19 protein-coding genes are annotated in these 25982 nt (G+C 56.6%); 13 read left to right on the forward strand and 6 right to left on the reverse strand.

Going from position 1 to position 25982, the window contains the following annotated elements:
• Positions 1-32: 32 nt before the first annotated feature.
• From ACXZ66_RS08405 to ACXZ66_RS08415, 3 genes are all read left to right on the forward strand, one after another.
• Positions 33-1124, forward strand: coding sequence for a PAC2 family protein (locus ACXZ66_RS08405; protein ID WP_458748058.1), 1092 nt, complete (start codon positions 33-35; stop codon positions 1122-1124).
• Positions 1125-1199: 75 nt separating this feature from the next.
• Entirely contained in the window at positions 1200-3728 is a 2529-nt protein-coding gene (locus ACXZ66_RS08410) for a DEAD/DEAH box helicase (protein ID WP_458751337.1), read from the forward strand.
• A 91-nt stretch (positions 3729-3819) separates the two neighbouring features.
• Complete coding sequence (locus ACXZ66_RS08415) at positions 3820-7266, forward strand: proline dehydrogenase family protein (protein WP_458748060.1); 3447 nt, start codon at positions 3820-3822, stop codon at positions 7264-7266.
• Here ACXZ66_RS08415 and ACXZ66_RS08420 read toward each other — a convergent pair.
• Positions 7263-7703 carry an Lrp/AsnC family transcriptional regulator gene (locus ACXZ66_RS08420; protein WP_458748062.1) on the reverse strand — a complete coding sequence of 147 codons (441 nt, stop codon included), beginning with the start codon at positions 7701-7703 and terminating at the stop codon, positions 7263-7265. The genes ACXZ66_RS08415 and ACXZ66_RS08420 overlap by 4 nt on opposite strands.
• A 142-nt stretch (positions 7704-7845) precedes the next feature.
• On the opposite strand from ACXZ66_RS08420, the gene ACXZ66_RS08425 reads away from it, so the two are divergent.
• Both ACXZ66_RS08425 and ACXZ66_RS08430 read left to right on the forward strand, forming a co-directional pair.
• Entirely contained in the window at positions 7846-9081 is a 1236-nt protein-coding gene (locus tag ACXZ66_RS08425) for an NAD(P)/FAD-dependent oxidoreductase (protein ID WP_458748064.1), read from the forward strand.
• 120 nt (positions 9082-9201) lie between these two features.
• On the forward strand, positions 9202-10158 hold the full coding sequence (locus tag ACXZ66_RS08430) for a hydrogen peroxide-inducible genes activator (protein WP_458748066.1): 957 nt from the start codon (positions 9202-9204) through the stop codon (positions 10156-10158).
• A gap of 12 nt (positions 10159-10170) precedes the next feature.
• Here ACXZ66_RS08430 and ACXZ66_RS08435 read toward each other — a convergent pair whose 3' ends face one another.
• On the reverse strand, positions 10171-11136 hold the full coding sequence (locus ACXZ66_RS08435; RefSeq protein WP_458748068.1) for a hypothetical protein: 966 nt from the start codon (positions 11134-11136) through the stop codon (positions 10171-10173).
• Positions 11137-11233: 97 nt separating this feature from the next.
• On the opposite strand from ACXZ66_RS08435, the gene hrpA reads away from it, so the two are divergent.
• Complete coding sequence (hrpA, locus tag ACXZ66_RS08440) at positions 11234-15124, forward strand: ATP-dependent RNA helicase HrpA (RefSeq protein WP_458748070.1); 3891 nt, start codon at positions 11234-11236, stop codon at positions 15122-15124.
• 26 nt (positions 15125-15150) lie between these two features.
• Here hrpA and nrdR read toward each other — a convergent pair whose 3' ends face one another.
• Positions 15151-15609 (reverse strand): transcriptional regulator NrdR, encoded by a 459-nt coding sequence (gene nrdR / locus ACXZ66_RS08445; RefSeq protein ID WP_458751339.1) that lies wholly within the window; start codon positions 15607-15609, stop codon positions 15151-15153.
• A 92-nt stretch (positions 15610-15701) separates the two neighbouring features.
• Positions 15702-16082: a hypothetical protein gene (locus ACXZ66_RS08450; protein ID WP_458748072.1), complete on the reverse strand. Its 381-nt coding sequence runs from the start codon at positions 16080-16082 to the stop codon at positions 15702-15704.
• A 252-nt stretch (positions 16083-16334) separates the two neighbouring features.
• On the opposite strand from ACXZ66_RS08450, the gene lexA reads away from it, so the two are divergent.
• The 5 genes from lexA (at position 16335) to ACXZ66_RS08475 (ending at position 21600) form a co-directional block, all read left to right on the forward strand.
• The gene (gene lexA / locus ACXZ66_RS08455) at positions 16335-17018 is read left to right on the forward strand and encodes a transcriptional repressor LexA (RefSeq protein WP_458748073.1); all 684 of its coding nucleotides are present in this window, start codon (positions 16335-16337) and stop codon (positions 17016-17018) included.
• 174 nt (positions 17019-17192) lie between these two features.
• A complete protein-coding gene (locus tag ACXZ66_RS08460) occupies positions 17193-17972 on the forward strand; it encodes a DeoR/GlpR family DNA-binding transcription regulator (RefSeq protein WP_458748075.1) in 780 nt (259 codons plus the stop codon).
• Positions 17973-18149: 177 nt separating this feature from the next.
• Positions 18150-19124 carry a 1-phosphofructokinase family hexose kinase gene (locus tag ACXZ66_RS08465; RefSeq protein WP_458748076.1) on the forward strand — a complete coding sequence of 325 codons (975 nt, stop codon included), beginning with the start codon at positions 18150-18152 and terminating at the stop codon, positions 19122-19124.
• Positions 19125-19160: 36 nt separating this feature from the next.
• Positions 19161-21236: a PTS fructose transporter subunit IIABC gene (locus ACXZ66_RS08470; RefSeq protein ID WP_458748077.1), complete on the forward strand. Its 2076-nt coding sequence runs from the start codon at positions 19161-19163 to the stop codon at positions 21234-21236.
• Between the two features lie 97 nt (positions 21237-21333).
• The gene (locus tag ACXZ66_RS08475; protein WP_458748079.1) at positions 21334-21600 is read left to right on the forward strand and encodes an HPr family phosphocarrier protein; all 267 of its coding nucleotides are present in this window, start codon (positions 21334-21336) and stop codon (positions 21598-21600) included.
• Between the two features lie 86 nt (positions 21601-21686).
• Here the strand turns inward: ACXZ66_RS08475 and ACXZ66_RS08480 are convergent, their stop codons facing one another.
• Both ACXZ66_RS08480 and hflX read right to left on the reverse strand, forming a co-directional pair.
• The gene (locus tag ACXZ66_RS08480) at positions 21687-22991 is read right to left on the reverse strand and encodes a uracil-xanthine permease family protein (protein WP_458748081.1); all 1305 of its coding nucleotides are present in this window, start codon (positions 22989-22991) and stop codon (positions 21687-21689) included.
• Complete coding sequence (hflX, locus tag ACXZ66_RS08485; protein WP_458748083.1) at positions 22988-24544, reverse strand: GTPase HflX; 1557 nt, start codon at positions 24542-24544, stop codon at positions 22988-22990. The genes ACXZ66_RS08480 and hflX overlap by 4 nt, the downstream gene beginning before the upstream one ends.
• A gap of 118 nt (positions 24545-24662) precedes the next feature.
• Here hflX and ACXZ66_RS08490 point away from each other — a divergent pair, with 118 nt between their 5' ends.
• Positions 24663-25403: a hypothetical protein gene (locus tag ACXZ66_RS08490; protein WP_458748085.1), complete on the forward strand. Its 741-nt coding sequence runs from the start codon at positions 24663-24665 to the stop codon at positions 25401-25403.
• Between the two features lie 45 nt (positions 25404-25448).
• Positions 25449-25970, forward strand: a complete 522-nt coding sequence (locus ACXZ66_RS08495) for a hypothetical protein (RefSeq protein WP_458748087.1) — start codon at positions 25449-25451, stop codon at positions 25968-25970.
• The last annotated feature ends 12 nt before the right edge of the window (positions 25971-25982 follow it).

Here is a 25982-nt window from a genome sequence, read left to right on the forward strand (position 1 = left end):
TTAGAATGAATTTTTAGTTTAGGGAGGATTCCATGGGCGAGGACAATCGTCAGATGTATGAAATGGAGTACCCGGCTCCAGCAGTAGAAACTAGTGAGTCTTCGGGGCCAACCCTAGTTATTTCGATGCAGGGCTATGCTGATGCCGGCCATGCCGTCGAAGGAGTTGCCAATCATTTGAAGGCAGCGCTGGACAACAAGCAGGTTGCCACGTTTAACACCGACGAATTGATCGATTACAGGTCGCGTCGTCCTTCGGTCCAGATGTCTGGTGGCGAGATTACCAATTTAGAAAAACTCGAGCTGGACATGCGCGTCGTTCGTGACAGCGCGGGTAAGTCTTTCCTGCTGCTTTCTGGTCCAGAACCTGACCTACGCTGGGAAGCATTTAGCCGAGCTGTTGCCGATCTGGCCGATAAGTACAACGTCAGCGAGACCATTTGCCTCTATGGGGCACCGATGGCTGTGCCACACACCCGCCCGGTAGTCGTGTCTGGTCACTCCAATGATCGCGAGCTGTTGGGCAAGCTGTTTACCATTGACACGAAGTGGACAGTCCCTGGCTCTGCCCAGATGATGATCGAGCGTGAACTGCACAAGCGCGGCCGCAAGGTTGCGGGGCTGACTGCGCATGTTCCTCATTACCTTGCTCAGTCTCCATACCCACCAGCAACCTATCAGCTGCTGCAATCTATCTCTGATGTGGTGCAGCTGGAGTTCCCACTCAAGTCCATTGAGCACGACATCCAGCGGGTGAACCAGCAGCTTGCGGAGCAGACCATGGGCTCTGAGGAGATTACGCACGTAGTCACTCAGCTCGAAGAATACTATGACGCCGAGTTGGGCAAGTACCGTCAGGCACACCCCAATGCGATGATGCCGGGTGAGTCCCACATGCCATCTGGCGATGAAATCGGGGAGGCATTTGAGAACTACCTTGCCGCCCTCGATGACCGTGATGCGGCACGGCCTGAGCTACCGCAGTCTGACCAGCTCTTCGATTTGGGCAATTTCACCCCGAGCGATGCTTCCCAGAATGAAGGGGCCGAAGAGGCCGGGGAACCACAAGCCCCAGAAGGCAAGAACGACAAGCACTCGGACGATCTGACCGACGACGACGAGTAGGCAACCGCGCTAAACGCCTATTGAAAATATTCAGGGAGCATCTCGGCTACGGTAGAAACCGTGAATCTTGCCGACATGCTCCCTGACCTATCCGAGGTCCCAGACGCGCTTTACGACGAGGCCATCTGGGATTCCTTCACTGCCTGGACGAAGGAACGCGGAATTTCCCTTTATCCTGCGCAGGAAGAGGCGTCCCTTGCAGTCCTGACGGGAGATAACGTCATTCTGGCAACGCCTACGGGGTCGGGAAAGTCGATGGTGGCCAATGCTGCGCACTTCATTGCCATGGCGCGCGGCCAACGCACTTTTTATACCGCCCCGATTAAGGCTTTGGTCAGCGAGAAGTTCTTTGCGCTGTGTGAAATTTTCGGTGCGGAAAACGTGGGCATGATGACTGGTGATGCCACAGTCAACGGCAATGCCCCGATCATCGCAGCAACGGCAGAAATCGTTGCCAACATTGCACTGCGTGATGGCAGACACGCCAATATTGATCAAGTTGTGATGGATGAGTTTCATTACTACTCGGATCCCGAGCGCGGTTGGGCCTGGCAGGTACCTCTGTTGGAATTGCCTAAGGCGCAGTTCCTGCTTATGTCGGCCACGCTCGGCGATACGCAGTGGCTCCAGGACGACCTGACCGAGCGCACGGGGCGAACCACCACGCTCGTCTCAGGTACCGAGCGGCCAGTCCCCTTGGATTTCCACTACGTGTTTACTCCGATCCACGAAACAATCGAGGAGCTTTTAAACACAGGGAAAGCGCCAATTTATGTGGTGCATTTCTCTCAACGCGAAGCCACTGAGCGGGCACAGGCGCTGACCAGTATGACCATCGTGAATGATGAAGAAAAGAAGCTCATCGCCGAGGAGATTGGTGATTTCCGTTTCACCACTACGTTCGGAAAAACCTTGTCCAAGCTGGTTCGGCGCGGCATCGGGATCCATCATGCGGGCATGTTGCCGAAGTATCGTCGTCTAGTGGAAAAGCTCTCCCAAACGGGTCTGCTGAAGGTGATCTGTGGCACCGATACACTGGGCGTGGGCATTAACGTGCCGATTCGCACGGTGCTCATGACTGGGTTAGCCAAGTATGACGGCACCAAGCAGCGCATTGTGAAGTCCCGCGAATTCCACCAGATCGCAGGACGTGCGGGCCGTGCCGGGTACGACACCGAAGGTACCGTCGTGGTCGAGGCCCCAGAGCACGAGATTGAGAATGTGAAGCTGCGCCGAAAAGCTGGCGACGACCCTGCGAAACTGAAGAAGATCCGCAAGAAGGCACCCCGCGATGGGCAGATTTCGTGGTCGGAGAATACCTTCGAAAGGCTCACTACTGCTGAGCCGGAGGAACTGACCAGCCAGTTCAAAGTGTCCAACTCGATGCTGCTCAACGTGGTCGCCCGCCCTGGCGATGGCTACGAGCACATGAAGCACCTGCTGCGCACAAACCATGACACTCGCGCGAAGCAAAACCGGGACATCCTGACCTCGGTGGAGCTCTTCCGTGGTCTGATCAATGCCGGCATTGTGGAGCGCACACCCGATTCCCCTGCGTCACGGCCGTATACCCTCACCGAGGAACTTGATCGTGATTTCGCGCTGAATCAACCCCTGTCCCCTTTCGCACTGGCGTTTTTGTCTTTGTTGGATCCGGAATCTGATTCCTACACCTTGGATGTCATTTCTACCTTTGAGGCGATCTTGGACGATCCTCGCCAATTGCTCCAAGCACAGCAATCCGCTGAGCGGGGCGAAGAAATTGCGGCGCTGAAGGCCGATGGTGTCGATTACACCGAACGTATGGCGTTGATCGAGGATGTCACCTACCCCATGCCGCTGAAAGACGAGCTCGAGGAGGCCTTCGAGACCTTCCGCGAGGGCAACCCCTGGGCTAAGGAATTTGAGCTTTCCCCGAAGTCTGTGGTGCGCGACATGATCGAGCATGCGATGACATTCTCCGATCTCATCGCGACCTATGGGTTGGCGCGTTCTGAAGGTGTGGTGTTGCGCTATCTCACCGATGCCTGGCGCACGCTGTCGAAGTCGATTCCGGCGCAATACATGACGGAGCAGTTAGACGATGTCGTCGAATGGCTCGGAGAGCTGATCCGCCAGGTCGATTCTTCGCTTATCGACGAATGGGCCCATATGGCCGACGAGGACACTCCAATCAGCCAGGAAGCCCTCGATCGCGAGCTGGCCTTTGGTGTTGAGGATCCTTCCGCTTTGACGGCGAACCGCCGTGCATTCAAGATCATGGTGCGCAACTACTTCTTCCGGTTGGTCGAGCTCTTCGCCTTCGAAAAGGAAGATCAACTCGGCGCCATGCTGGATTACCTGGATACAGAAGATAAGCCCGATTGGGGAGAGGCCCTCGATGCCTACTTCGACGAATATTCAGACATCGGCACCGGCCAGGAAGCCCGAGGAACAGCCTTCTTCACCATTTCCGGTGAGGAGACGCGCTCGTGGCAGTTCCGCCAGATCATCCAGGACCCTGAAGGCGATAACGCATTCCAGCTTCATGGCGTCGTGGATTTGAATGCCTCGGATGAGGCCGGCGAGGTGCGCTTGAGCCACTTGGAGATGAAACAGGTCTAAGTCGGTCCTTTCCCGGCGCGCTAATATAGGCCACATCACATTGCGCCACCCTTGTGATGTGAAGCGCACCTAACAGGAAAGGACCCTTCTGATGGCTCTCACCCCTGATGCCACGAACGACGTTGATGCCGTAATCAGCTCTGCCGTCACTCGGGCCTACGGCTGGCTCGCCGCCACAGAAAAAGCCGATACGAACGACAGTGCTACCCAACAACTTGCGGCATTGTTGCGTGACCCGCAGGGCGTGAAATTCGCCATGGAGTTCGTTGACCGGGTAATGCGTCCTGAGGATGACGCGGTTTCAGCACAGGCTCTGCGCAAGACGGCCGCAGGAGTGGACACATCGTTTCTTGGAAAGGTCGATGGGCTTCTAGTCGGGGCTGGCGCATTTTTCGGCCCGATCCTGCCCAAGGTTGTCATGCCCCTTGCACGGGCGCGGATGCGCCAGCTGGTCGGCCACTTGGTGCTCGATGCTGACTCCGATGCCTTAAACACTGTGCTTGATCAGGCTGCAGCATCGGGAGAACAGCTCAACCTCAATTTATTGGGCGAGGCGGTGTTAGGTGAAACTGAAGCCCAGGACAGGGCCGCACGTACCCTCAAGCTGATTGAGAATCCCAGGGTTACCTATGTGTCGGTGAAGGCATCGTCGATGGTGGCTCAGCTTAATCCGTGGGATATGGCGGGGTCGGTTCAACGGCTCCTGGAGCGACTCCGCCCGCTCTACCGCGCAGCCGCGAAGCAAGACCCGCAGGTGTTTATCAACCTGGACATGGAAGAATACCACGACCTCCACCTGACCATTGAGCTATTTACGCAGCTGCTCAGCGAACCGGAGTTTCATAATTTGGAGGCGGGCATAGTCTTGCAGGCCTACCTGCCGGACACCTTCGGAGCTTTGAGGCGCCTCGCGGACTTTGCTGTGCGCCGTGTCGCAGAGGGAGGCGCGAAGATCAAGGTCCGGCTGGTCAAGGGTGCCAACCTGTCCATGGAGCGGACGCAAGCGGAGCTCCACGGTTGGGAGCTTGCACCTTATCGCACGAAGGAAGAGGTAGATGCCAACTACTACCGCCTGCTCGATTTCGTCCTCAGCCCCAAGTACGCAGATGCGTTAACCATCGGGGTGGCCACCCACAACCTCTTCACGGCGGCGTTGGCCCTTGAATTGGCGAAGCGTCGCGGGGTACAACACATGGTTGATTCGGAGATGCTGCAGGGCATGTCGCCTGCGCAGCAAGAAGCCGTGCGCAGCGATTTCGGGAAGCAGATCCTCTACACTCCAGTAGTGCATCGCGACGACTTCGACGTGGCCGTCTCCTATCTTGTTCGCCGGTTGGAGGAAAACGCTGCACCGCAGAATTTCCTCCATGCACTCTTTGCCCCGGGCGGTACTGGCCGGCTTGCCGAACAAGAACAGGTGTTCCGGGCTGCCGTAGCTCGGAGGAGGGAGATCTTTTCCGGTGCCCAGCGCACTCAGAATCGTTTGGAAGAATCGCAGCGCCACGCCAAAGCCCTCGAAAGCGAAACCGGCCGGTTCACCAATGAGCCCGATACCGACCCAGCCTTGGCACCTAACCGACAGTGGGCACGCGAGCAGCTAAGCACCATCCCTGATATGAAGGCTGATGAGCTGGTGCGGGAGCCGGCAATCGTCGATAAGCATGTCGCTGAAGCGAGGCTGCGCGGCGCCGACTGGGCCGCGACCCCTGTAAACGTGCGTGCGCAGGTGCTTGAGGCCATTGCCGACGAGTTGGCTGCCGCGCGTGGCCAGTTAGTTGCGGTCATGGCGCATGAGGCGAATAAGACGATCGCGCAATCGGACCCGGAGGTCTCGGAGGCGATCGATTTCGCGGCGTATTACGCCACGACGACCCGCGCGTTGGATTCCTATCAGGCCGAGTTTGTGCCGAATCGGGTCACGGTGGTGGCTCCTCCGTGGAATTTCCCCGTGGCGATCCCGACTGGTGGGATCCTTGCGGCTCTTGGTGCAGGCTCGGCCGTGATTGTGAAGCCTGCCCCGCAGGTAGTGGCATGTGCCGCGATGATTGTTCGCGCCATTCACAAGGCCCTCGATGGCCAGGGGCTGCCACGGGAGTTGGTGCAGCTTGTCCCCACCGATGAAGCGGAGGCGGGCAAGCGGTTGATCTCACACGAAGATGTCGATGCCGTCATCCTCACCGGCGCCTCCGAGACGGGCGCGCTGTTTCGTTCGTGGAATCCGCGTATGAACCTCATGGCGGAGACGTCGGGCAAGAACGCGATTATTATTACGCCTTCGGCGGATCCTGATCTTGCGGTGGCCGATCTCTATCAATCCGCGTTCGGTCACTCGGGCCAGAAGTGTTCGGCGGCCTCCCTAGTCATTTTCGTCGGTGCAGCCGGATCGTCGCAGCGCATCCGCTCACAACTTGTCGATGCCGTATCCACACTGGTCCCCGGCGCGGGAACCGATATCCGCACCACCATGAACGGCCTAATCGAACCCCCGAGCGAGAAACTTCTGCACGGGCTGACTAGGCTCTCCCCCGGAGAAAGCTGGCTGCTTCAGCCACAGGCACTTAACGACGAAAGAACGCTCTGGTCCCCCGGCATCCGCGATGGGGTCAAGCCCGAGAGTTGGTTTCATCTCCACGAATGCTTCGGACCTGTGCTGGGCATCATGCACGCCACCACCCTGGAGGAGGCCGTGCAATGGCAGAACTCGACGGAATTCGGGCTGACCGGGGGGATACATTCGCTTGACGACGACGAGATCCGCTATTGGTTGGAGCATGTGGACGTGGGCAATGCTTACGTCAACCGGGGGATCACTGGGGCGATTGTGCAGCGCCAACCTTTTGGCGGGTGGAAGAAGTCGGTGATTGGCCCCGGCGCGAAGGCAGGCGGACCCAATTATGTTGCGCAGATGGGTCGGTGGACAGACTCCACCGCGAAGAAAATGGATGATCCTGGCTCAAGCGTTACCCCACGTGTGACCCAGCTACTACGGAAACTCACCGGGAGCCTTGATGCGGAGTCGTCGGCGTGGCTGTGGCGCGCAGCCGCACTTGATCAAGCAGCGTGGGATACCGAGTTTGGTCGCAGCCATGACCGCACCGGTTTGGAGACCGAGGCCAACATTTTCCGCTACCGCCCCATGCTTGTGCCACTGAAAATCCACGTAGGCAAGCACTACTTAGCCAGAGAGGTTCTGCGCCAGGTGATCGCCACCGAGGTGACTGGCGCCCCTGTGGAGTTCAGCGCGGAACCAGAAGTGCTAGACAAGGTGCGAGTGTTAGTTGCGCCTGCAGACATCGAGGTTTCTGCTCGGTGCACGATCAGAGAATCCGACAGGGTCCGTGCGATAGGCCTTATGCCTGACTCCTTGTATCAGGCCGTAGCGGATGTCAATGGCGTGGTGTTGGACCAACCCGTTGTTGCAGAGGGGCGCCGCGAGCTCCTGCCCTATCTATTGGAGCAATCGGTCAGCGTGACCATGCACCGCTTCGGAATCGTGCGCGACGTGGCTGGACTAAGAAGCGCGAAACAGGATACTTAGAGTCGCTCGAAGATCAGCGAGGTATTGGTGGAGGCCACCTCGGTGCGCGTACTGATCACATCGGAGACGAAATCACGCAAAGCGGCCGAGTTACTTACAGCCACGTGGGCAACAAAGTCACTGCCACCCGAGACGAAATACACCTGTTGGATCTCTGGCAAAGCCCGCAAGAATACGGCGAACTCGCGTAGTGCGCTGCGAGCGCCTTGGTGCAGGCGGATCTGCACCAGGGCTTCGGTGTTCAAACCGAGGGCGGCAGCATCGATCTCGGCGCTAAACGAGGTGATCACGCGGTCGTCGATAAGCGAGCGAAGCCTGCGGTGCGCTGTTGATTCGCTGACATTGACCCGGGTGGCGATCTCTGCGATCGGTATCCTGGCGTTGTCGCGCACGGCTTGGAGAATGCCACGGTCAACCTGATCCAATGGGCGATTCATGCACCCTCCTTCTCCCCTGTGGTGGATTATTGCATCTCATCCTATTCGGTGGGAGATTCAGCCAATCCTCTGGTCTAGGTCTTAACAAATGTCTGGCCAAAGGTACATAGTAGTAGGAACATATCTTTGTGAGGAGGAACACATGTCGAAGGCAATTGTGGTGGGTGCGGGCATGACGGGGCTTGCAACGGCCTGGTACTTGCAGGAATACGGCTACGAAGTCGAGGTGCTCGATCGTGTTGGTGTTGCAGGTGGAGCCTCGTGGGGCAATGCGGGCTGGCTCGCGCCGGGCAAGACTATCCCCCTTTCGAACGCGGGACTGTGGCGCTACGGCCCGACCGCACTTTTCGATAAGAACGCAGCCCTGAGCGTGCCTGCGCGCATTGACCCGAAGTTGTGGGCTTTCGTGGCGCAATTTATGGCGCGCGCTAACAATCGGTCATGGAATAAGACGATGGCGGCGCTTACTCCCGCTGACAAGGCGTCGCTGGCTGCTTTCGACGAGTTGATCGACGGTGGCGTGGATGCAATTACCCACGAAGGCCCGTTTATCGTGGGCTTTGAGAAGGAATCGGAAACGCAGGGTTTTCTCGACGAGGTCGCCGGCGCGCAACGCCACGGCCAAGACATTCCTTTCGAGGAAATCACCAATGAGCAGGCCCTCGAGTACGCCCCGATGCTCTCCGACAAGGTCCAAGCCTTGTTCAAGATGGGAGGCCAGCGCTATATCGAACCCATGGTGTTCTGCAAAGCACTCGCGGAGTCGGTTCAGGCACGTGGCGGCACAATCACCGGAGGCGTCGAAGTCACCGAGGTCCATTCCACACATACCCCAGCCGTCAAGCTTTCCACGGGTGAATGGCAGCAAGCCGATGCGGTGGTTTTAGCAACTGGTGCGTGGCTGCCATCGCTTGCGCGAGAGCTCGGGGTGCGCACGCTGGTGCAAGCCGGTCGTGGCTACTCATTTACTGTGGCAACCGAACAGGAAGCCAAGCACGCTGTGTACCTGCCTGCGACGCGGGTGGCATGTTCCCCGGCCCCTTCGCGCAGCAGGTTCCAGATCGCTGGCACGATGGAGTTCCGGGGGCCTGACGAAGCCTTCCAGCCGGCGCGCATCGATTCGATTATCGCGGCGACGAAGCCAATGTTCCAAGGCATCGATTGGTCCGACACCGAGGACGAATGGGTAGGTTCACGGCCAGTTACTCCTGACGGCCTGCCACTTGTTGGCCACACCCAAGTCCCGAATGTCTACACCTGTGGTGGGCACGGAATGTGGGGCATTATCCTCGGTCCGATCTCGGGAAAGATGTTGGCAAAAGAGATCGCCACCGGCGAAATCGATCCCATCATCCAGCCTTTTGACCCGCTGCGGTGACGCTCTCAACATAACCATAGGTAGAGGCCGACACGCACAAAATCTTCATTTAGGTGAGAAGTCAACAATTACGTGACTCTCGATAGCACAACCTAAGTCTTGTGAGTTAAAGTCATAAGTATGAACAATAAAGAGTATCGGCCGACACTTGCGCAATTGCGTACTTTCGTCACCATCGCTGAGAACAAGCACTTCGGAACAGCGGCAAATAAGCTGTCCATTTCCCAGCCGTCTCTTTCGCAGGCCCTCGTCGCATTGGAAACCGGGCTCGACGTCCAACTTATTGAGCGTTCGACCCGCAAGGTGATCGTCACACCGATCGGCGAGGAACTACTCCCTTACGCGAAGGCTACCCTCGAGGCTGCGGATGCATTCCTCGCGCGCTCTCGGGGGGCACACGGTCTGCTGACCGGCCCGCTGACTCTTGGCATCATTCCGACTTTGGCACCGTATATTTTGCCTCAGCTATTGCAAAAGCTGCAGGACGGCTACCCAGATTTAGAGCCGAAGATCGTCGAAGAGCAGACCCGGCACCTGCTCAACCAACTCCGCGACGGGCAAATCGATGTAGCTATTATGGCCTTGCCTTCCGAGACCGCTGGCATGATCGAGCAGCCACTTTTCGATGAGCCGTTTACATTGGTCGTGCCCGAGAACCACCCACGGGCAGGCCAACAAGATCTCAAGCTTGATGTGCTCGAAGAGCTCGACTTACTGCTTCTCGACGATGGCCATTGCCTCCGCGACCAGGTCATCGATTTATGCCGGTCTGCCAGCATTAACCCCTCAGAGGTAGGCGACTCTGTAACCCGCGCCTCTTCGCTGACTACGATTCTGCAGTTGGTCGTGGCAGGGCTCGGCAGCACGCTGGTCCCTCAGTCCGCGCTTGCTACAGAATGCCGTCGCCCAGGCCTTGCTCTGGCTAACTTCGATGAATCAGTTACTGCGCAGCGCACGATTGGCCTGGTGTACCGCTCCTCGTCGTCACGCGCTGAAGAGTACAAAGCCCTAGGCGAGCTGATCGTCCAAGCCTATGAAGAAGCTGTCGAAGCCAGCCACGAATTGATCAACGCCTAAGTATTGGCAGGCCTACAGGAACCCGTTGTAATTCGGATTCTGCGGGCCCTGGTTGGGATTGCCATCACGCTCAGAGTCCCACGGGATCGGGCCGCCGGCTGCCTGACGATACATGTGCGCGTCAATCAAGATCAGCGCAGGCAAAACGATGATCGCACCCACACCGAAGGTGAGCACAATGACCGTCATCGCGAGCACACCGGCAACGATGTTGAATCCCAAAAGCCGCAAATAATTACGTCGACCAGCTTCATAAGCAAACACAAAGGTTTGGCCGATGGAAGTTGCACGTCGCTCGACGATGAAATGCACTGCGTACGCCAACAGCGGGCGAACGAGTACGCCCGCCACACCAGCAATAAATACGCCCAGAATTGCACGCCCGGTGATATCGGCCGGATTCGCAATAGGCGTGTTGCTAAAGCCCATCAGTGCAAGCGCTTGGTCCCCGCCGATCAACAGCGCGAGACCTCCTGTGATCACCAGCAACAGAAGCGATGACAGCACCGAAGTAGCCAGAGCCGGCCACACATTGACGTCAGTAATCAGATCCCGGTAGGAAATTTTGCGCTTATCAACTTGCCAGATGGCACCGCGCAGCAGGAAGATCGACAGCGCCACACCCAGCAAGCCGATGACAATATCAAAAATCACCGGGGTCTGAGCGGTCCCATTACCGGTGAGCGCCATTCCCAGTGGCATGACTACGAGGAGGATCACCCCCGTGATCACCGTCCCGAGAATCCACACCACCGCATTTGAGAATAACGTTGGGAAAGCCCAGGCAACAGCACGGAACACGTCGATCATACCGTTGGTATTCACCATTGCTTGCTGGTCTTGCGGGTTGTGCTGGCCTCCCGGCCCCGTGCCGTAACTGTAATAATCCGACTGACCGTAACGCTCCCACTGGTACTGGTTCGCCTCCGCATCATCGTCGGGGTTGTACGGGTACCCGTTGTTCGGCGGGTTAGTCATAATACTGGCCTTTCAAAAGATTCCTTGTCACCTAACCAGTCTACGTGCTGCAGGACTACACCTAGAGCCTTACTGCGACTAGACTTCACTACCAGCCATGACTACTATTTCTCCCTCCCGCGAGGAACTTTACTCGCGCCTTAATACGCTCTCGCTTGTCGACGAACGCAGGTTTGCCCGCAGGCTTCGCAAAGCTCGCACGCCCGAGGCCTTAAGCGCGATCTCCCGAGATATGGACAAGGCGGCCGCCTCCGTCGAAGCGATCAATGCCGCAGTCCCGGTAATCACTTACCCGGAACAGCTACCTGTCTCAGCGCGCCGCGACGACATCATGTCGGTGATCCGCGACAACCAGGTTGTGATTATTGCTGGCGAAACCGGCTCCGGTAAGACCACCCAGATCCCCAAGATGCTGCTGGATCTCGGGCGGGGCAGGCGCGGGCTGATTGGGCACACGCAGCCTCGTCGATTAGCGGCGCGTACAGTTGCCGAACGCATCGCTGACGAGCTCGGACAGGACATCGGTGAAACCGTCGGTTATGCCATCCGCTTCGATGATCGTGTCTCACCAACCACCGCTGTGAAATTGATGACTGACGGTATCTTGCTCGCAGAAATGCAGCGCGACCGATTCCTCAATGCCTACGACACAATCATTATCGACGAGGCCCACGAGCGCTCCCTCAACATCGATTTCATTTTGGGGTATCTGAAGCAACTCTTGCCCAAGCGCAAAGACCTAAAGGTGATCATCACCTCAGCGACGATTGATCCGGAGAGTTTCGCGCAACACTTTGCTGATGAAACTGGCAAGCCTGCCCCCATCATTGAGGTGTCGGGGCGTACTTACCCTGTGGAAATTCGCTACCGTCCGCTGGAACAGGTTGTCGGCGACCGTGTCGTTGATATTGATATGCACGAAGGCCTCATCGCCGCGATCGAAGAGCTCATGGGCGAAGGACCCGGGGATATTCTCTGCTTCTTCCCAGGTGAGCGCGATATCCGTGACGCAATGGAAGCCATCGATGCCAAGCATTGGCGAGGCGTGGAAGTAACCCCACTGTTTGGTCGTCTTTCCAACCAGGAACAGCACCGCGTGTTTTCGCCTCACTCTGGTCGCAGGATCGTCTTATCGACGAATATTGCCGAAACCTCGTTGACTGTGCCTGGGATTCATTATGTGATTGATACTGGTACCGCTCGTATTTCGCGCTACTCTACACGAACAAAAGTGCAGCGCCTGCCCATTGAAGAGATCTCTCAGGCTTCCGCAAATCAGCGCTCGGGTCGCTGTGGCCGCGTTACCGACGGTATTGCGATCCGCTTGTACTCAGAGGACAATTTTAATTCGCGGCCGGGCTTCACCGACCCGGAAATCCTGCGCACGAACCTGGCCAGCGTCATCTTGCAGATGATCTCCCTTCGCCTGGGTGCCATCGAGGATTTCCCCTTTATCCAGCCACCCGAGCACAAAGCCATCCGCGATGGCTTGGTACTGCTCAATGAGCTTGGCGCATTGCAAGAAACCGACGAGCCACAGCTGACACCCATCGGCCGCGACTTAGCCCGCATCCCGGTAGATCCACGCATGGCCCGCATGCTTGTCGAGGCTGATAAGCTCGGCGTGCTCGATGATGTCACCGTCATTGTGTCTGCGATGACCATCCAAGATGTGCGGGAACGACCACTGGAGTTTCAAGCCCAGGCGGATCAGGCCCATGCGCGCTTTAAAGACTCGACCTCCGATTTCCTTTCCAGCTTGAAACTCTGGAATTACATTAACGAATCCCGCGACGAACTCACCGGAAATGCTTTCCGGAAGCGAATGAAGAAGGAATATCTGCATTACATGCGGATTCGCGAGTGGTATGACCTGGTCCGCCAACTTCGCGATGTTGAGAAGCAACTCGGCTGGTCGCGCGCCGAAAACGTGGTGAGCAAACGCGATGACGACGCGATCCATCAGTCGCTGCTGTCTGGCCTGCTATCTAATATCGGTGCGCGCGATGGTAACTCTAAGGAGTTCCACGGTGCCCGTGGTACAAAGTTCATGATCTTCCCGGGTTCTGCGCTAGCCAAGAAACCACCAGAGTTCATCATGGCTGGCGAACTTGTTGAGACCTCACGGCTATGGGCACGCGACGTTGCCAAGATTCAACCAGCATGGGTGGAAACACTCGCAGCGAAGCTGCTGAAGCATTCCTACTCGGAGCCACTGTGGTCCAGGAAGCGCGCTTCGGCGATGGTCCATGAAAAGTCGATGCTCTACGGCGTCACAATCGTGGCCGATCGACTCGTCCCCTACCACCGCGTAGACAAGGCCGCTGCCCGCGAAATGTTTATTCGGCACGCGCTCATTGGCGGAGAATGGGACACCCATCATAAGTTCTTGCGGCATAACCAGGAGCTTCTTCGCGAGGCCGCCGCGGTAGAGGACAAAGTACGCCGTCGCGGGCTCGTCGTCGACGAGGAAACGCTCTTTGAGTTCTACGATGCGAAACTTCCTGAGTCTGCCACCACTGGACGTCATTTTGATTCTTGGTGGAAGAAGAAGCGCCAAGAAGATCCCACTTTTCTGGACTTCAATCCAGAGGCACTTATCGATAATGCACACAGCGCCGACGCAGTCACAGACTTTCCCGATAAGTGGCACCAAGGCTCGGTCACCTACGACTTGCAGTACAAATTTGAGCCCGGTGATCCTTTCGATGGTGTGACCGTTCTTGTCCCAATTCCCCTGCTGGAAAATGTCGACGAAGAAGAATTCCACTGGCTGGTACCGGGCCTGCGCCTTGAACTTGTCACCGAGCTCATTCGCACGCTGCCGAAGGCTCTGCGCAAAACTGTCGTACCCGCCCCAGATTTCGCCGAACGTGCCACACCGAAGTTAATCCCTTACGAAGGCCGGATTACTGATCAGCTGGCGGAGGTGTTGCGCTCTATGGGTGGATCCGGAATTAATGGTTCGGACTTCCGCATTGATGCGCTACCTCCTCACCTGAAGGTGACCTACGCTGCAATCGACCGACGCGGAAACATCGTCGACCACGATAAAAACCTCACAGAGCTGAAACGACGCCGCTCCGGTCAGATTAAGTCATCCATGTCCAAGGCTGGACGCAAGGCTGAAACCAAAGCCGTCGAGGAATGGACCTCCGATACTCTCGGCACCGTTCCTGAAATCGTCTCCACCAAGGTTGACGGGAATACAGTCGATGCATACCCCGCGCTTGAGGCGACCCCAGACGGCGTAAAAATTACGGTACACCCGACCAAGGCTGCCGCAGATGCGTCGATGATGACCGCGACACTGACTCTCCTTCTGAGGAATATTCAGGTCCCGACTGCCCCCATGACCAAGGGTCTTCCTTTGCGCCAACGCGTCGCAGTAGATAACTACCCGCATGGTGGCGCTGATGGGTTAGTTGAGGATGCCCGTGTTGCTTCGATCCGCGATCTCATGCTGGAACACGGTGGGCCGGTCCGAGAACCGGAAGAATTCGACGCATTGCTGAACAAGGTTAAGCCAGAGGTTGCGGGAAGGGTTCGTCGCGCTGTCGTATCTATCGCTCCTGGCTTAGTGGAATACGCACAGGTGGCAGACGAACTAGCCAAGTGGGAAGGTCCCGCCATTGACGATATGCGCGCTCAGCTGGAGTTCTTGTTGCCCAAAAATGCCATCACCGTGCACGGTATACAGCATCTCCAGCACTTACCGCGCTATTGTGCTGCAATGAAGATCCGCCTTGATGAAATGACAATTGACCCCGACAAGGATGCCGACCGCCAAGAAGTAGTGACGAATACGAAAAACTACCTAAAAGCAAAGCTCAACCGACTTCCTGCTGGCAGGGAAAAATCACGCGAAGTCAAAGAAATCATGTGGCAAATCGAAGAACTTCGAGTCAGCCTTTTCGCACAGCGGCTAGGAACTCCGAAGCCAGTATCGGAGCGCCGGATTCAAAAGATGGTGGACAAGCTCACATAAGTGGTGCCCGGCCGCTAGTCTGAGCCCTAATTCAAGTCACGATCACGGCGACGCATCAGCCGGATCTCTGACTCAAAGTCGTCGGCGCTCTCGAAGGATTTGTAAACAGAGGCAAAACGAAGGTAGGCAACCTCGTCCAGTGCACGAAGTGGCTCGAGAATGGCAAGGCCAATTTCATTGGCATGGATTTGGGAGCTGCCCTGGCTACGCACGGTTTCTTCGACTTCTTGTGCGAGGCGTTTGAGTGCGTCATCGGATACATCACGGCCCTGGCAAGCTCGGCGTACACCGGTAATAAGCTTGTCCCGATCAAATGGCTCGGATAAACCATTGCGTTTCACGACAGTCAGCACGGCTTTTTCTACAGTAGTAAAACGACCGTGACACGAGGCGCACTCCCGCCGACGGCGAATCGCTGTACCTGAATCAATGATGCGGGAATCAATCACTCGGGAAGAGTCATTGTGGCAGAAAGGGCAATGCACGTAGGAAGCCATCCAGTTCTATCAGCGAGCGAAACTTTCAAGACAAGATGGTATTCTACTCGCCTGTCAACTCTGGCCTAAGGGCGAAGTAGTTAGCGGGCAGTAGAGGAAATCTCAGCAACATAATCTACGGGAGTTGCTGGTTGTGGAGTTGCTGGCTCGAACGCTCCACCGATGGCAGCGCTGACAATAAAGCTCATGCCCATCAACGTTCCTGCCAATAGGATTCCGCCCCGCTCGCGTCGACTTTCGATACGTTGAGCACGCCCCGCCACAGGCGATACAGCGGTGCCAAAATTCCGCCTAGGTGTTCGACGCTTTGCCGAAAGAGTTCGAACAGTTGATGAATTCCGAGCAGCTTCATTCAGCTCTCCCGGCAAGCCAAGATCCCACGTAGAAGCAGAAGGAACAACTTGAGCATAGGAACGGTTTGCTGGATTACGGGGTGCTACCTTGCCATTTAGTACAGTCATCGTCTCTCCTCCATTGAATTAACTTGATAATAAACACCATGATCGACGCATTCGAACACCAAACTCGATTACTTGTTCGATAGTTCGTATGTTCGATTTATATCATGGTGGGAAAATTTTGTCCACGCTTCAGAAGAATGTGTCGAACAAACTTGCAGTTTCGTGATAGACATAGAGGGGAGAAGTTTAATTTTGAGGATTCGAGACGAGGTTCGCCACACACGCGGACAGCTTTAGTTACTAGGAGTAGACATGCCCGCAAAAAAGTCCGACGACAAGAAGCCAAACCAGGCCACTCTTTCCGCCCGCCAAAAGCGAATCCTTGAGGTGATCCAAGACGCCGTTGTACTTCGCGGCTATGCGCCCAGCATCCGAGAGATCGGTGACGCAGCTGGCCTTCAGTCCACTTCCTCTGTGGCCTACCAGCTCAAAGAGCTGGAGAAGAAGGGCTTCCTCAGGCGTGACCCGAATAAGCCCCGTGCCGTTGATTTACGCCACCTGCCTTCAACACCGCTGAAGAAGCGGGAAAAGCCTGCACAAGAAGCACCCCCAGAGTCAGTGCAAACCAATTACATTCCGGTCGTGGGCCAGATTGCGGCAGGCAACCCAATCTTGGCGGAACAACATGTCGAGGAGTACTACCCCATGCCCGCCGACGTAGTCGGCGATGGCGAGCTCTACATGCTGCAAGTCGTCGGCGAATCCATGCGCGAAGCCGGCATCCTCGACGGTGATTGGGTGGTTGTCCGCGCGCAGCCTGTTGCCGAAGAAGGCGAATTTGTTGCCGCATTGCTCGACGGTGAAGCTACCGTAAAGGAATTCCACAAGGATTCCACGGGGGTGTGGCTCCTTCCTCATAACCCCGCATTTGCGCCAATTCCGGGCGATGAAGCAGAAATCATGGGCAAGGTTGTCTCCGTCATGCGCAGTCTCTAGCCCCGCCCTCCCCAGCATCCCAGCTACTTTGCCCCGCCAGACTTTCCGTCTTCGGTGGGGCTTTCAACATTTTTCACACCCTCGCGGGGGGATTCGGACAGATTCCCAAACACTCGGAAATGAATCTTTGGAAGAATAGAGGTTTAACGGTTCCCTAGAGCGAGAAGGCCAACCATGTATGCAGAGGAACGTCGTCGTCAAATTGCTTCGTTGACCGCAGTCGAAGGTCGCGTCAACGTCACCGAACTCTCTCAGAAGTTTGACGTCACAGCAGAGACCATTCGACGAGATCTTGCGGTACTCGACCGAGAGGGCGTCGTTCATCGTGTCCATGGTGGCGCAGTGGCGAGCCAATCGTTTCTGACCACTGAATTCCCACTGGACACCCGTTTCAGAACTTCCCCATCAGCAAAATCAGCAATTGCCCGGGCCGCGCTGGATTACTTGCCGCCTTCAGGTGGCAGCATCTTCCTCGATGCGGGAACAACCATCAACGGCCTTGCTGATCTTCTCGCCGAAAATCCCCAATCACATGAATGGTCCATCGTGACCAATTCGCTACCGATCGCTCTCGAGCTTTCCGGTGCAGGTTTAAACAACGTCCAACTTCTTGGAGGTAGTGTGCGCGCCATTACTCAGGCAGTTGTTGGCGATACTGCGCTTCGTAGCTTGGCGCTGATGCGGGCCGACGTGGCCTTCATCGGCACAAACGCACTGACCATCGACCATGGCCTGTCTACGGCTGATGCCCAAGAAGCCGCAGTGAAATCCTCCATGGTCACTAACGCACGAAACGTCGTAGTACTGTGTGACTCCACGAAACTCGGAAATGACTATCTAGTCAGCTTCGCTTCCCTTGACCAGATTGACGTTGTCATCACGGACACCGACGCGCCTGAAACTTTTGCTTCCGAACTTCGCGAGCGTGGGATCGAAGTAGTCCTCGCCTCCTAGAGGAAAATCCCGCCGATTTCTATTGGTTCCTGAGTGTCCGGGAAAGATTTTGGACACAATTCCCACAAACCCTTGGCAAAGCGGACACAATCGGGCATACTTAGTGTGTCCACATTGTGGCGCAAACCACTTGTCCCATCAATATCTCCGGATATCACTCCGCTAATGAGGTGCACCGTGATTCTTACATTCACTCCCAACCCGAGCATCGATGCCACCCTGGGTCTTGACGAACAATTGACGCGCGGTGCTGTCTTGCGGCCGACAAAAACCCAGCGTAGCGCAGGCGGAAAAGGCATCAACGTTGCTCACGCGCTCTACCTCTCTGACACGGAAACACTGGCATTTTTCCCGGCGGCAAAGAACGATCCCTTCATTGCACTAGTCACATCAATTGGAATGCACTTCGAAGCTTTACCGATAGATGGCAATGTCCGAACAAACACAGCCATCACTGAACCGGACGGAACCACAACTAAACTCAACGAACCCGGCGCCACACTCTCCAGTGAAAATATCCTGGCGATTGAGAAGCGTCTTGCAAGTCTGAGCCACGATGCCGACATTGTCGTCCTAGCAGGTTCATTGCCACCAGGGGCTCCTAAAGACTGGTACGCCACTCTCGTTGAACTTATCCATCGTGAATCCCCAGGTACTCAGATTGCAGTAGATACTTCGGATCAACCACTTCAAGAACTCGGGAGTAGATTCCCCGGCTCGGCCCCCACGATAATCAAGCCGAATGGCCTTGAACTCGGTCAGCTCACCGGTCACGATGGCTTGGGTATAGAAAAGTCCGCAAAAGAAGGCGACTTCGCCCCAGCACTCAGCGCCGCAGAACCTCTCTTAGACCAAGGCGTCCAAGAAATTGTGCTCACCCTCGGCGGGGCCGGCGCTCTCCTAATTACTGCTGAAGGAGCCTGGGCCGCAACTCCTCCACCGACCAAAGTAGTCTCCACTGTCGGTGCCGGGGATTGTTCTTTGGCTGGCTACCTCATTGCTCGCCAACAAGGGCTTTCCTCTGCTGAATGCCTGCGCAGCGCGGTTGCCTATGGTTCCGCTGCAACGTCTTTGCCCGGCACACAGATTCCCACTCCAGATCTAGTTAATTTCTCTGAAACCACCGTTTCACCAGTTTCTTATACAAACTAACCCCCACTATTTCGAGTCAAATAAGGAGTGATGGCTATGAATGCACCATTAATTACCCCAGACTTGGTGAGCTTGGACGTGGATCTTGGCTCAACCTCAGAGGGCGTCATTAACTTGCTCGCCCAGACAGTCGCCGAAGCAGGCCGCGCGAGAGATGCTGGGATGCTGGCCGCCGATGCGCTCGCGCGTGAATCCCAGGCCCCCACAGGGGTCAATGGTCGCGTGGCCATTCCCCACTGCCGTTCCGAGGCTGTAAGTGTTCCAACTCTGGCATTTGCCAGGTTAAGCCGAGCTGTGGACTTTGGTGGTCCCGACGGCGATGCCGAGTTGGTGTTTCTCATTGCAGCGCCTGCCGGTGGCGGCAAGGAACATATGAAGATTCTTTCCAAACTAGCCAGGGCACTTGTGCGCGGGACATTTTTGGAGAAGCTACGTAATGCCACTACAGAGCAAGAAATCGTTGACGCTGTACTTGAAGTGACCTCGGCTGAGAAGAAACCAAAGGAAACCGTAGCTGACACAACCAATGCGGTGGCCGGGGACTCGTCGAAAAGCGAAAAACCTAAAACGACCATCGTCGCTGTGACTGCCTGCCCGACCGGCATCGCGCATACGTATATGGCCGCTGATTCGCTGAAGCAGGCTGCGGATGCGCGCGACGACGTGGAACTCTATGTGGAAACGCAGGGGTCCTCGGGCGGTGAACAGCTCGATCCAGCCCTGATTAAGCGCGCCGATGCCGTGATTTTTGCTGTCGACGTGGCCGTGCGCGATAAGGCGCGGTTTGCTGGCAAACCTGTCGTGCAAACTCCGGTAAAACGCGGCATTAACGAGCCCAACCAAATGCTCGACGAAGCAATTGCTGCCGCAAGCAACCCAGGCGCACCGCGGGTTGCCGCGAGTGCATCCGAGGGCAGTGCGACTGCAACGCAAGGCGAAAGTTGGCCGAAGCGGATTCAGCAAGCGGTGATGACTGGTGTGTCCTACATGGTGCCGTTTGTGGCCGCGGGTGGTTTGCTTTTGGCGCTGGGCTTCCTCGTCGGTGGCTACGACGTGGCCAACGGTTGGCAGGCGATTACCACCGGTTACTCGATTGGAAATCTTCCAGGCCACGATGTGATGGTCGACGGCGTGCTGACTACTTTTGATCGCTCTGGTCTCGCTCTTTACCTCGGTGCGGTGCTCTTCGCCATTGGCCAGGCCGCCATGAGCTTCGTGGTTGCCGCCCTATCGGGATACACGGCATACTCGCTTGCGGGCAGGCCTGGTATTGCACCTGGTTTCGTCGGCGGTGCTATCTCGGTCGCACTTGGCGCGGGCTTCATCGGTGGTCTGATTACCGGTATCCTCGCAGGTCTTGTGGCGTATTGGATTGGTAGCTGGAAGGTTCCGTCCTGGCTGCGCTCGCTGATGCCGGTGGTGATTATTCCGCTGCTGACTTCGCTAATCGTCGGCCTGGTCATGTACCTATTCCTTGGTCGCCCCCTGGAAGCGCTGATGACAGGTCTGACCGATTGGCTCAGCTCTATGTCCGGTTCGTCTGCCGTGCTGTTGGGCATAATCATCGGCCTGATGATGTGTTTCGATCTGGGTGGTCCGGTGAACAAGGCGGCCTACCTCTTCGGTACCGCGGGCCTGTCCGCGGGCACCGAGGCGAGCTTCCAGATCATGGCTGCGGTCATGCTCAGTGGCATGGTTCCACCAATAGCACTGTCGGTGGCCACGTGGTTGCGCAAGAATCTGTTTACACCAGCTGAGCAGGAAAACGGCAAGTCCGCATGGCTGCTGGGTCTCTCCTTCGTCTCCGAGGGCGCTATCCCGTTCGCCGCGGCAGATCCGTTCCGCGTGATTCCTTCAATGATGCTCGGCGGTGCAGTCACAGGTGCTGTGTCGATGGCGCTGGGCGTCGGATCGCGAGCTCCCCACGGCGGCATCTTCGTGCTCTTCGCTATTAGCCCTTGGTGGGGTGCGATCATCGCCTTGCTCGCCGGCATTGTGGTGTCCGCGGCGGCTGTGATTGTGCTCAAACAAGTCTGGCCGAATAAGGCCGTCGAGCACGCTGCCGAGGAAGCAGCACAGCTGGAACAAGAAGCGGTAACAGCAACTGCTTAGGTGCCCCCGAGCTCGCCTTAAATCACCTAGAATCGACCTAGAATCTAATCTGGATCTAATCTGGAACGAGAATAGAACCCTACGAAAGGAACTCACTATGGCCTCCAAGACTGTGAAGGTTGGCTCCTCTGTTGGATTGCACGCCCGTCCTGCTACCGTCATCGCCGAGGAAGCAGCCAAGTACGACGACGAAATCCTGATCACCCTCGCTTCCGACGAGGACGAAGAGGCCGATGCTGCTTCCTCCCTGATGATCATGGCTCTCGGCGCCGAGCAAGGCGACGAAGTGATCGTTTCTTCCGATGACCCAGAGGCAGTAAACAAGATTGCCGCGCTGATCGAGTCTGACCTCGACGCGGAGTAAGATTTCGCTTCACGACGAATCCCCCGCCGAACGCCCAAAGATAGGGCAGCCGGTCGGGGGATTTTTGCGTGATGCTTAAGAAAAGGCTAGTTGTAGAACTTTGCGCCCTGCTGGCCTTCACCAATATGGGTATAAGCCCATTTCATTAGCGGGTAGAGCACAATGATGCCCACGGAACCCAAAGCAATGCCTTCGAGTGGAACGCCACCAATATTGATGGAGAGGTTGCCAATGCCCACAACCATGGCCACCGCGGCCGCGGTGAGGTTAACCGGGTTATTGAAGTTAACGTTATTGTCCTGCCAGATGCGCACGCCCAGCATGCCGATCAGTCCGTAGAGCACCAGACACGCCCCACCGAGGACACCCGAGGGGATGGTGAAAATCAAAGCGCCGAACTTCGGGATGAATGCAAGCGCGATCGCAAAGATCGCCGCAACCCAATATGCTGCGGTGGAATAGACGCGGGTTGCGGCCATCACGCCAATATTTTCGGCGTAAGTCGTGGTACCGGAGCCACCGAAGCTACCTGCCAAAGTGGTTGCAATTCCGTCGCCGATCAAGGCGTTGCCAGCTAGGTCATCGAGATCTGTCTTGGTCATCTCCGATACGGCCTTGACGTGGCCAACGTTCTCAGCAATCAGCACGACAACAACTGGGATCGTGACCAAGATTGCCGGAATCGCCTTATCGGGGCTGAAGTCTGGGGTATGGAATGTTGGCAATCCAATCCAGGCCGCATCCGCGATATTTTGCGCAGCATCCTCGGAAATATTGCCGGTCAGCGCGGCGAAAACCCAACCGACCACAACGCCGATGAGGATAGCCAGGCGGGTCGCCATGCCCCGGGTGGCAACAGTAAAGAAAATGATCGTGGCCAGGGTAACTACCGCCACTAATGGCTGAGTTTCTACATTCGCCACTGCCGTCGGGGCCAAGTTGAAGCCGATCAGTGCCACGATTGCACCCGTCACAGCTGGTGGCATCACCGCGTCTATGACCTTCTTACCAGCAGCTTTGACTATAAAGCCGACAATGATGAGCAGAACACCCGTTGCGAAGACACCAGCAATCTGGGCACCCACGCCATATTGCGCCGAGGCCGTCAGCGGAGCAATAAAGGCGAACGACGAGCCCAAATAGGAAGGCAGGCGGTTTTGGGTCAGCAGAAGGAAGATGATCGTGCCGACACCAGAGAACAACAGCGTCGTGTTGACAGGAAAACCGGTCAGCGTTGGCACCAAAAGTGTGGCACCGAACATAGCAACTACGTGTTGCATGCCGATGCCAATGGTACGGGGCCAACTCAACCGTTCGTTGGGAGCGACTACGGCTCCCGGAAGAATTTTTTTGCCGTCGCCGTGCAGGTCCCAGCCAAATTTATTAGTCACGAATTGTCATTATCATCCAGATCCGGCTCGACAACAAACTCTGCGAACTGCTCTGCCAGCACCTGCGGGAGCCGAACGTCGATAAGCGTGCCCTCTGCTTGATGCTCTTCGCTGCGAACCGTGCCTTCCTCGTGCACCCGCGAGACAATATCTCCTCTGGTGTAGGGCACCATGAGGCTCACATGGCGATCCAGCGTGTTCAGGAATTGCTCAATGCGCGCTTCCAACTCGTCGATGCCCTCACCTGTGAGCGCAGAGACGTACACAACGTTGTGTGTGTCGGCGAGAGCGTGGCGCACCTCGGCCAATGTCAATGGGTCGGCGGCATCGATCTTGTTCACCACGATGATCTCGGGAGGTGCCTCTTCGCCGGTGTCACGGACGATATCGGAAATCACCTTGTTCACCGCCTCAAGCTGCTTCAGCGGGAACGGGTCGGATCCGTCGACGACGTGCAACATCAAATCCGCACCAAGGACTTCTTCCAGCGTCGACTTGAAGGCTTCGATCAGCTGGGTCGGCAGGTGACGAACGAAACCGACGGTATCGGTGATCACGATCGAGCGCCCATCAGCGAGCTGCGCCTTACGAGTCGCCGGGTCCAGGGTGGCGAAGAGTGCGTCCTCGACGAGGACACCAGCGTCAGTCATCGCATTAACTAACGACGATTTACCCGCGTTGGTATAACCGGCGATAGCAATCTTCGGCAACGTAGATTGCTGGCGCTTTGCACGCTTGATGTCACGGGATGTCTTCATCGAGGCGAGTTCCTTGCGGATCTTTGCCATCTCGGTGCGCAGGCGGCGACGATCCGACTCAATGCGCGTTTCACCAGGACCACGCAGACCCACACCGCCGTTGGAACCAGCGCGACCACCGGCCTGACGCGACAGGTTGCCACCCCAACCACGAGTTCGGGTGTAAAGGTACTGCATCTGGGCCAGAGAAACCTGCGCCTTGCCCTCTTTGGACTTTGCGTGCTGGGCGAAAATATCCAAAATTAGCATCGTGCGGTCGATGACCTTGGACTTAAGCGCTTCCTCGAGCGCGACCAGCTGGCCTGGCGAAAGTTCACCATCGACCACGACCGTATCGGCGCCCGTGGCCTCAACGATGGCGCGGAGATCTTTGACCTTGCCGGAGCCAATATAGGTACCCGGATCAGGTTTGTCGCGCTTTTGGTAGAGAAGTTCCACTACCTCGGCTCCGGCAGTCTCTGCCAGAGCGGCGAGCTCATCCATGTTGGCTTCTACTTCGGCGGTCGTGCCTTCTGTCCACACACCGACCAAAATGACCTGCTCGAGGCGCAGCTTACGATACTCAACTTCATAAATATCCTGCGCGTCTTGGGAGCGCACGGACTCCGAGCGCTCGACACGGCGAAAGGCGTTACGAGCTTCCAGGTCAAGCTCACCGACAGTCGGGCTCACTAGCCCGCTCAAATCAGAGCCGGGGCTTTCAGCCTTATCTGGTTGTGGTGCATTGTGACGAAACGCATGCTCCAAAAGTTCATCATGAGTGGAGCGTTCACGATTGGTAGACGATTGAGTCATTCAGTCCTTTGTGTATTTCTTATAGATTCTATCCATTTTAACCGACTCCATCGTGATTCTGTTCCCCGATACCGTTTCGATATTTTTACTTTCACCACCGCCGGGTATGATGCAAAACATGAGTAGCGACTTGTTAAGCATCGGCCTGAAGTATGACAAGTGGCAGGACGCGGTCGAGGCCGCAATTGCCACCAATAATCTCGCTGTGACCGGCGAGGTTCGAGGCGGACAACTAGTTCAGTTCACCGATGGCTCCGGCGCCCAAATTAACATCCTTGCCGTTGAGCCTTTTGCCACCTACGCAGGCTTTGAGTCCAGCACTCGCACCAATGCCCACGTCACTATGCTCAACGATGTCGTTGCTTACTGCGACATCCTCGACCCATTCGGCAACGTGATCACCAACGTGACGGTGAACCTTGCCCAGGGTCCACTTATCGCTGACGAAGACACCCAGCAGTGGCAGGAGCTCGGCGTTACGGCTCTGGCTATCGAGCCAAAATACTACGCAAACGCAGAAGCTTACTTAGAAGAAACCGGCGAAGTGCTTGGCATGATCATCTCTGAGGGTGCTCAGGCAGTCGCTGCAGGTAATGGCAGCATTGTCCCCGACGCATCGGCGGAATTCTCGGCACGCGTGCTCGAGGCTGAATACCGCAATAATCAGCTCACCGGCCAGCGCTTCATTCACGCTTCCGTTGACGGCGCTTTCCCCTTCGATGTTTGCCTGCCAGACGGGGAGCTCCCCCAGCGTGATTCTGTGATTGCTGGCACTGCACTACTTACTGGTTCACTCGTTCAAGCTGCTGGTGGTGGCTGCGGTGGTTGTGGCGACAGCTGTGGCTGCGGCGGCCACTAGGCCCGATCACTAAAGTGGACCTTTAAACGGACTAGAATCCAGAATATGGCATTTCGCGGCGACCTATGGAAAGTGCTGGCGTTCACGCTAGCCATCATGGTCGCCGTGCTTTTTATTGCCAGGTTCGGAGCTCCAGGAATCGCGGTCTCCGTAATCATCGGCATTGTGACCTTGTATTTTGCTCGCCGCAGTGCCGTCACCTCCGATCCAGAACTCAACAGCTTGCGTGCCTCGCTGGCCATTACTCGCGACGATCTCAACGATGTCATCGGCGAGTATGACAACTTGCTTCACGGCACCTCTACTGAGGCAATCGCCGATCGCACGCTGTATTACCCAGCACTTGCCGCGGATTATTCGAACGACCCGACCATCGAGGATTTCAAACTTCGCGTTAAATCAGCACGCCGGTTCAGCTCTCGTCTTGATACGCATCTCTCCGATCCCATGTTGAACAGGGAGACCCTGGAGCGCCTGCTCACAATAAGCGACGAACGCGTGGCTGAACTCACCGCTTCCTGGGATGATGCCCGCCGAGTTGCCAAGCGCCTCGGCCCGTCACAGTAGCTGAGAAAAGTA

The sequence above is a fragment of the Corynebacterium sp. S7 genome (assembly GCF_054401105.1).